The following is a 7,351-nucleotide window of genomic DNA, read 5'->3' as shown; positions in this document are numbered from 1 at the left end:
TTCGTACACCGCTTTGCGCAGCCGGTTGATGCCGCCGATGGGGCGGTGCGCTTCCAAACCGAACCAGGGGTTGAACGACTGGTTATCGCACGCCAGGTTCTGCGCCGGCGTGTCGAAGCCCTGAGCGGGAATCCTGACCTTGGCCACGGTTTCATACGGCGCGTCGCTTTCCTTCCATTCGATGCTGGTGTCTTCTATGGGCATGAACGCCTGCGGGTTTTGCCGCTGGATCTGTAGCACAAAACACGCATCTACACGATCGGTGGACAGTTGCTGGTTGAGCGCGCTGCGCAGGAAGTTGGGCAGGTCCTGGTTCTGTTTGGGTAATACGTAATCCGGGCAGCTTTGCGGGTCGGGCGCGACGCGAAACTTGGCGTTGGCCGTGCCAAACTTGTAGGGCGACACTGAAAAGTAAGTCGTCTGCGTCGGGCTGGCCGGTGCGGGCGCCAGGGTTGCCAGGGCGATAAACAGGTGACGCACTTGCCAACTGCGTGGGTCGAGCTTGGGAAAGAATGCCAGGACCTTCTTGCCATCCGCTTGCGCACCGATGTTCTGCGCGTATTCCGCGACATCGCTGACAAAGAAGTTCGGGTGGCTGAACATCACGAAATCCTGCTCGGTGCGCGCTTGCTGGTCGGCCATCAGTTGCTTGCCCGGCACATCCAACAGCTTGATCGCCATGCCGCGGGCATCGCGGATGCTATCGAATTGCGGGTAGGCGTTGCCGTTGGACAGGCGCATTGTCGCCTGCCAGGTCTTGCCTGGTTCTGCGAACACGCCCTGGCGCAAGGCCGGGTCGAGATCCGCCAGAACGCTGACCTCGGCTTTCACGCAACCATGGGCCTTGGCATGGGCATCACGCAGGTAGCGAGTGCCTTCGCGATGCTGGTCAACGATGCGCACGGCGGTCTGGATGATGCCTTGGGTCATCGCCGCTTCACCCGGCGGGATCTGTTCCTTCACCGACACCGGGCCCCTGTGCTGCCAGGCGAACCAGGCCGTGGCCAACACCCACCCCAGCAGGCCCAGGCCCAGTAGCCACAGCAGGGTTTTACCCACAAAGGCGCCAAGGCGCAGCCAGAGACGAGCAAGCATGGAGCGGTCCTTGTTTTGCGATCGGATAATCATGGCAGTTGTTGCTCCAGAGGGCCGCCCAGCACTTTGAGGTATTCGAGCAGCGCCCAGCGTTCCTGCGGCAGCAGGCCACGGCCGATAACGCCATTGCCACGCTCGCCGGCACGGAATTCGTGGCCGCTGTTGTGGTTGCCGGTGATTCTGGTATCGAACAGGAAGGCATTCTTGAAGGCGATGGTCTCAAACCCCAGGTGACGCGGGTCGTAGTTGAAGGTGCCTTTATAGAAGGTGGTGCTGCGTTCGTCCTGGGGCGAGAGCAGTTGGTAGATCGTCGGCACCGAACCGTTGTGAAGGAACGGCGGGGTGGCCCATACGCCGGCCAGCGGCCGCGCCTTGTAGGCACGCAACTCGCGCACGCCGATGGGCAGGCCGAACCCGTCCAGGCCTGGGCGCTCGGCCGGGGTGACGCCGGCCGCACGGTAGGCATCCTCTTCGACGAAGGCCGTGACATAGGCCAGGCCCTGGGCCACCGACATTTTTTTCAGGTCCATCGGCGCGGTGGGGGTGGGGTGCAGTTCGACATTGAGCCGGGCCAGTTCGGCCGGGTCCCATTGCAGGGCACTGAGGTCGTAGCGTTGGTCGGCAATGTTGTTGGCCGTGCCGGGGTCGGTGCCGATGTAGTCCACCGGCAGCATTTTCAACTGCTGCACCGGGCGGCCGTTTTCTTGGGTAACGGTGGGCAGGTGGCAGCCGGCGCAGTTCTCGGCAAAGAGTGTGCGGCCCTGGGCGGCGAGGGGTTTGTCGATGGCCCCGAACAAGTCTTGCGGCCAGGTCGGCGGCTTGAGCCGTTGCAGGGTTTCTTCGATCAGGTGCAGGTCGCGCACCCGTACGCTGGACGGGTAGCGGGCATCGCCTTTGAGCGGTTGCCCGGCTGCGTCGAAGAACGCCAGGGTCGCGCCTACGCCAAGGGCTTCGCCGATGTTGCGCGCCATCGGCTGCTGGGCCGAGCCATTCCACTGCACCCAATCGAAGGTCCAGATGTCCCACAGCTGCGGGTAGTCCACCGGCGCATTGGCGACGCGATAATTGTCTGGGGAAATAGCGTCGCCAAAACTGGCGTTGGCGATGCGCCCAAAGGCATCCGTACGGCCCGGGCCTTCTTCGGTGGGGTAAAGGCCGCGATGGGTGTCATTCCAGGCGACTTTGAGGAACTGGTTCAACGATTGCTTGAAGTCCGTGCGCAGTTGATCGCGCTGAGCATCGTACTGATCCCCCAGCACCTTGTGGGCGAAGCGCTCGAACTTCCATGGGTTGTAATAGGTAGCGGCCAGGCTGGCGACCAGGGCCTGGCCGAAACTGCCGCCGCGCAACGTGGGAACGCTGGAGGGCAGCACGTGTTGCGCCGAGCCGCCGTCGATGCGCAGGGCCTGGCCCTTGAAGTGCAATTCGCCGGTGTGGCAGGCCGCACAGGTGATATCCAGGTACTGAGCCTTGCTGTCGGCGTTCTGGTGCCGGGCGAACCCTACCGGCAGGTTGCCAGGGTTTTGCGCGGTGGCCGTCTGCTTGGGGTCGACCAGGAAGCCGAAGCGCGCCAGGTATTCCGGCGCGGCAAAGCGTTGCTCGGAGAACGGCAGCTCCAGGGCGGTGAACCAGTCGTAGTGCAGGCCTTTTACTTGGGTGCCCTGGGGCGTGAAGTAGTAGGTCTGGCGGTCGGCGGCACTCCATTGCTCCTGGTAGTGCACCTGCTTTACTGGAACGTAGTCCGGCAGCTTTGGGTTGAGGGTGTAGTAGAGCACCACGGCCAGAATCAGGCCCAGTGCGATCAGTATCAGGAGTAAAACACGGGAAAAAATGCGCAAGATAACTATCCTTGTCGAATTGTCGCGTTGTTATGCCACTGCGCCACAGGTGCGGCAAGTAGCAATTGGCCCGCTATCAGGCGGTCCCGCGATCCGTCGCGGGGCCCCATGATAAATGGAAATGCTTTTAAACACGTGAACTTATCAGAAGTTTCCTGCTCACATGCCGGTAGCCATTGGTCGTGGCCGCCTGATAAGCTCGCGACTTTATTCGAATGCCCTTATGGCGCATGAACAAGGAAATAGCATGAAACAGCATCGGTTGGCGGCGGCGGTGGCCCTGGTTAGCCTGGTACTTGCGGGTTGTGATTCGCAGACCAGCGTAGAGCTGAAAACCCCGGCGCAAAAAGCTTCCTACGGCATCGGCCTGAACATGGGCAAGAGCCTTGCCCAAGAAGGCATGGACGACCTGGACTCCAAAGCTGTTGCCCAGGGCATCGAAGATGCCGTAGGCAAGAAAGAGCAGAAGCTCAAGGACGATGAGCTGGTTGAAGCGTTTGCCGCACTGCAAAAGCGTGCTGAAGAACGCATGACCAAAATGAGCGAAGAGTCGGCAGCCGCTGGCAAGAAATTCCTCGAAGACAACGCCAAGAAAGACGGTGTCGTCACCACCGCTTCCGGCCTGCAGTACAAGATCGTGAAGAAGGCCGACGGCGCCCAGCCTAAGCCAACCGACGTGGTGACTGTTCACTACACCGGCAAGCTCACCAACGGCACCACCTTTGACAGCTCCGTAGATCGCGGTAGCCCGATCGACCTGCCGGTCAGCGGCGTGATCCCGGGTTGGGTCGAAGGCCTGCAACTGATGCACGTGGGCGAGAAGGTTGAGCTGTACATCCCGTCCGACCTGGCCTACGGCGCCCAGAGCCCGAGCCCGGCGATCCCAGCGAACTCCGTGCTGGTATTCGACCTGGAACTGCTGGGCATCAAGGACCCAGCCAAGGCAGAAGCGGCTGACGCACCTGCTGCACCAGCCGCCAAGAAGTAATCGGCGCCTGAACATACAACGCCCCGTCTCGACGGGGCGTTGTTGTTTTCGGCGTTGGTCAAACGACGCAAAATTCCCTGTGGGAGCGGGCTTGCTCGCGAAGGCGGCTTGGCAGTCAACACAGTTGGATGGTGTACATATCCATTGCTGCGGTAACGGCCACTTAGGGTTCCGCCCTGACGGCGGCTCACTTTGCAAAAGCCGGAATGCCGGCCCAGGCCAAAGTAAGCAAAACGCTCTTGCCCCACCACTCGGCACCTCGCTTGGGCTCGGTGTGCCCTCACTCCGGCTTGAATCCGTGGGCCGCCGTCATGGGCCATCCTTGGCCCAGGACGGCTAACCCGGCGTCCTGCCGGGTGTTACCCACGGATTCAAGCCTGCGTTCGGCCAGCGTGGTTTAACGGGGCGCTTGAGATCAAGATCACAAGCAGATCAAGAGCGGCTCGCTTCGCATCGTGGTTAGCGTTGGCTGCTACAGCCTGTAGTGTTGTGTAGAGACTTATGGCAATCGCAGGCAAGCCAGCCCCTACGTTGAAGCCTCTGCAAATCCAAACGAACGTCCGCAATCGGACACAGTCTGATATAAGACTCGAGCACGGGTAGCCGCACATACATGCCAAGTCAATGAATTCTTGGGTTTTTTTTATGTGCGCAAAAAACGCCCGATCTGACTGTAGGCCTTGTAGTCCGTGGCTTTCAGCCGATAAAACAGGCTCTGTTCACAAGGTTATCCACAATTTGTGTGGATAACCTTTTATGTCGCCTGGAACTGGAGTGCCCTATGAAACCACCGTTCAATTTCACCCGTTTCCTGCCTATGGCCGCGCGCTTGCTCGGTCGTGGGCGTTTGCCAACCTTGCTGTTTGCCGTCGCTGCCAAAGGCTCAAGCCAGGGCAATCGGCTCGGCCAGCTCAAGGATGATCTCAAGTTGCTGCAGGCCCTGTGCCTGGCTTACTGGCGCGGCGAATACCGTGCGATCAGCCCTAAGGCGTTGATCTCGGTGGTGGCGGGGCTGATGTATTTTCTTAGCCCGATTGATGCGATTCCGGATTTTCTTCCCATGTTCGGCATGCTCGACGACATCGCCGTGCTGGCGTGGGTCATGAAGACCCTGGGCGGCGAGCTGAGCGCCTTTCGTACCTGGCGCGATGCGCAACGTCCGGAAAAACTTGCGGTGGTTGAGCGCCTGCCTGCGACGCCTGAGCTGTTGGCCCGGGAAAACCCGCAAAAAAACTAATGATGCCTGGTATCCCCCGGCGACCTTCGTGGCTGTTAGGATTACACTCTTAAGGAAATAACTTACTTAGTAAGTGTTTTTATCCTACGGGGCAGTCATGGATATCCAGATCATTTCACGCGATGGCGAACCCGAGTATGCGGTGTTGCCATGGGACCAGTACCAGGCGCTGCTAAAAGCCGCCGGTCAGTTGCAACCGCCACGCGCTTCTCCTTCTGTTGCACCCACCGCCTCCGAGCAGGACCTGCGCCCGCTTGCAGCCCTGCGCGGCCTGCGTGAGGCCAAGGGCCTGGCAATCGAGGCCCTGGCGCGTACCGTGGGCATCAGCCCTTCGTATCTTGGATTGATAGAAAGTGGTGAACGCCAGCCGGATGCCGCCATTCGCCGCAGCCTGGCCTGGGAATTGGGCGTTGCAGGTTGGAGGGATGAGTCTTGAGCCTACGTATCAGCCGTCAACACTGGGATGGGTTAATCAATGAACTGGACCAGGCACGTCGCCAGCGCCATTTGCTGACGTATCGTGCGCTGCTGGAGCGCCTGCAATTCCCCACGCCGGCCATGCAGACCCTGGCTGCGGCCCTGGAGCACCTGGCGGCGCTGGATGCCAAGGCGGAGCAACCGCTGCGCAGTTCCCTGGTGATCAGCCAGGGCGCGAGCCGCCTGCCACGCACCGGTTTTTTTGAGTGTGTGGAGCGCCTGGGGCGGTTCAGCGGGCCTTCCGATGGTGTGGCCGCTGCGTCCTGGCATGCATCCGAAGTGGTGCGGGTGTTCGAGTACGAGTACCCGGAATCTGCCGAGGCCTAAAGCGCCTGGGAGCAGGTGTCCATGCTGTCGATCACGTGGATGCTGTAGCCCGCAACATCCTTGGCATGGTGCTTGGCTTGTGAAGCCAGCTCTGCCAATTGGCTGGCATCGAGTTGCGCACAGGCCTGTGGATACAAATGCACCACGCCGATGGACAGCGACAGCAATGCAAATTCCTGGCGCGCGCCCTGGCGGTTGAGGGCCACGAAGCACCCAGCCTCAAGGTGTTCAGCGCGGTAGAAGCGCCGGCATTGGGTGTGGAAATCGTCCAGCAATTGGTTGAGCCGCTTGCGCCAATCCTGCGGGCCCAACACCAGCAGAAAGTCATCGCCGCCAATGTGCCCGACAAAGTCGCGGCTGGGGTCTACCCGATCGTTCAAGCACTGCGCCAGGCACAGCAGCACTTCATCCCCGCGCCCGTAGCCGTAGATATCGTTGAACGGCTTGAAACTGTCGATATCCACATAGCAGATCACCGACTCGCGCTGTTGCTGCAACAGCCTAGTGAGGCACTGCTGGATCGGCACGTTGCCAGGCAGCAAGGTCAGCGGGTTGGCGTAGCGGGCCTGCTGGATTTTCAGTTCGGTGATCAATTTGAGCACGTCGATAACCCGGCCCAGCCCCAGATAATCACCGTTCAGGGTGATGATGAAATCCTCTTCGATGCGTTGTCGTGCGCGGCTGGTCAATAAGCGGCTGACCTGCTGCAAGGACTGGCTCAGTTCCACCGCCAAAAAATCATCGCTCATCAAGCGGCTGATGGGTTTGCGCGCGAACAAGTCGGTCGCGAATGGCTTGAGCAGCGCGTCCGATAGCGAATGCCGGTGCACAATGCCGACCGGTCGACCGCAGCCGTCCAACACCGCCAGCGAGTTGAGGTTGGCCTGGCGGCGGAACGATTCCAGCACTTGGGCGGTGGCGGTGTCTTGATCCACGGCGGGCTGCTCATTGAGCAGGGCGCTCAGGTCACTGCCTTCATCATTGAGGGCCAGCATGGCGTTATCCGGTTTGGGCAGCATCAGGCGCGCTTCCTGCGGGGGCTGTTCCTGAGGGCGGCAGAGCAGGTAGCCCTGGACCAGGTCGACGCCCATTTCGGTCAATACCGCCAGTTCTTCCGGCAACTCGATGCCTTCGGCAATCACTTGGGCGCGGGACGCCTTGGCGATCTGCAGGATGGAGCCGACAAACTCGCGCTTGAGGGCGTCCTGGTGAATGCCGTCGATAAAATGCCGGTCGATCTTCACGTAGTCCGGGCGCAGTTCCGACCACAAGCGCAAGCTGGAATAACCGGCGCCCAGGTCATCGAGTGCGATGGCAAAACCCATGTCGCGGTAGTGGTGCAAGGCGGTTTGCAACAGCGCGAAATCGTCGGTGGGCGCCTGCTCGGTG

Annotated in this window: 7 protein-coding genes; 4 read left to right on the top strand and 3 right to left on the bottom strand. The window is 60.7% G+C overall.

From position 1 onward, the window contains the following. Together GIW04_RS25615 and GIW04_RS25610 are read right to left on the bottom strand one after the other, a co-directional pair. Positions 1 to 1,095 (bottom strand): catalase family protein (locus GIW04_RS25615; protein WP_236479316.1); only part of this gene is annotated, 1,095 nt, incomplete at its 3' end. A gap of 29 nt (positions 1,096 to 1,124) precedes the next feature. Next, positions 1,125 to 2,933, bottom strand: a complete 1,809-nt coding sequence (locus GIW04_RS25610; protein WP_120247753.1) for a di-heme-cytochrome C peroxidase — start codon at positions 2,931 to 2,933, stop codon at positions 1,125 to 1,127. Between the two features lie 247 nt (positions 2,934 to 3,180). On the opposite strand from GIW04_RS25610, the gene GIW04_RS25605 reads away from it, so the two are divergent. From GIW04_RS25605 to GIW04_RS25590, 4 genes are all read left to right on the top strand, one after another. Next, positions 3,181 to 3,921, top strand: a complete 741-nt coding sequence (locus tag GIW04_RS25605; protein WP_005786709.1) for an FKBP-type peptidyl-prolyl cis-trans isomerase — start codon at positions 3,181 to 3,183, stop codon at positions 3,919 to 3,921. Positions 3,922 to 4,702: 781 nt separating this feature from the next. Next, entirely contained in the window at positions 4,703 to 5,158 is a 456-nt protein-coding gene (locus tag GIW04_RS25600) for a YkvA family protein (RefSeq protein WP_120247754.1), read from the top strand. A 97-nt stretch (positions 5,159 to 5,255) separates the two neighbouring features. Further along, complete coding sequence (locus GIW04_RS25595) at positions 5,256 to 5,594, top strand: helix-turn-helix domain-containing protein (RefSeq protein ID WP_003190136.1); 339 nt, start codon at positions 5,256 to 5,258, stop codon at positions 5,592 to 5,594. Continuing rightward, on the top strand, positions 5,591 to 5,962 hold the full coding sequence (locus tag GIW04_RS25590; protein ID WP_003190138.1) for a hypothetical protein: 372 nt from the start codon (positions 5,591 to 5,593) through the stop codon (positions 5,960 to 5,962). The genes GIW04_RS25595 and GIW04_RS25590 overlap by 4 nt, the downstream gene beginning before the upstream one ends. On the opposite strand, the gene GIW04_RS25585 is transcribed toward GIW04_RS25590, so the two are convergent. Beyond that, positions 5,959 to 7,351 (bottom strand): bifunctional diguanylate cyclase/phosphodiesterase (locus GIW04_RS25585; RefSeq protein ID WP_236479315.1); only part of this gene is annotated, 1,393 nt, incomplete at its 5' end. The genes GIW04_RS25590 and GIW04_RS25585 overlap by 4 nt on opposite strands.

It is taken from the genome of Pseudomonas sp. PA-4-8C (assembly GCF_021606625.1).
Classification (GTDB): Bacteria; Pseudomonadota; Gammaproteobacteria; order Pseudomonadales; family Pseudomonadaceae; genus Aquipseudomonas; species Aquipseudomonas lactis.
This window is presented reverse-complemented; position numbering and strand designations above follow the sequence as displayed.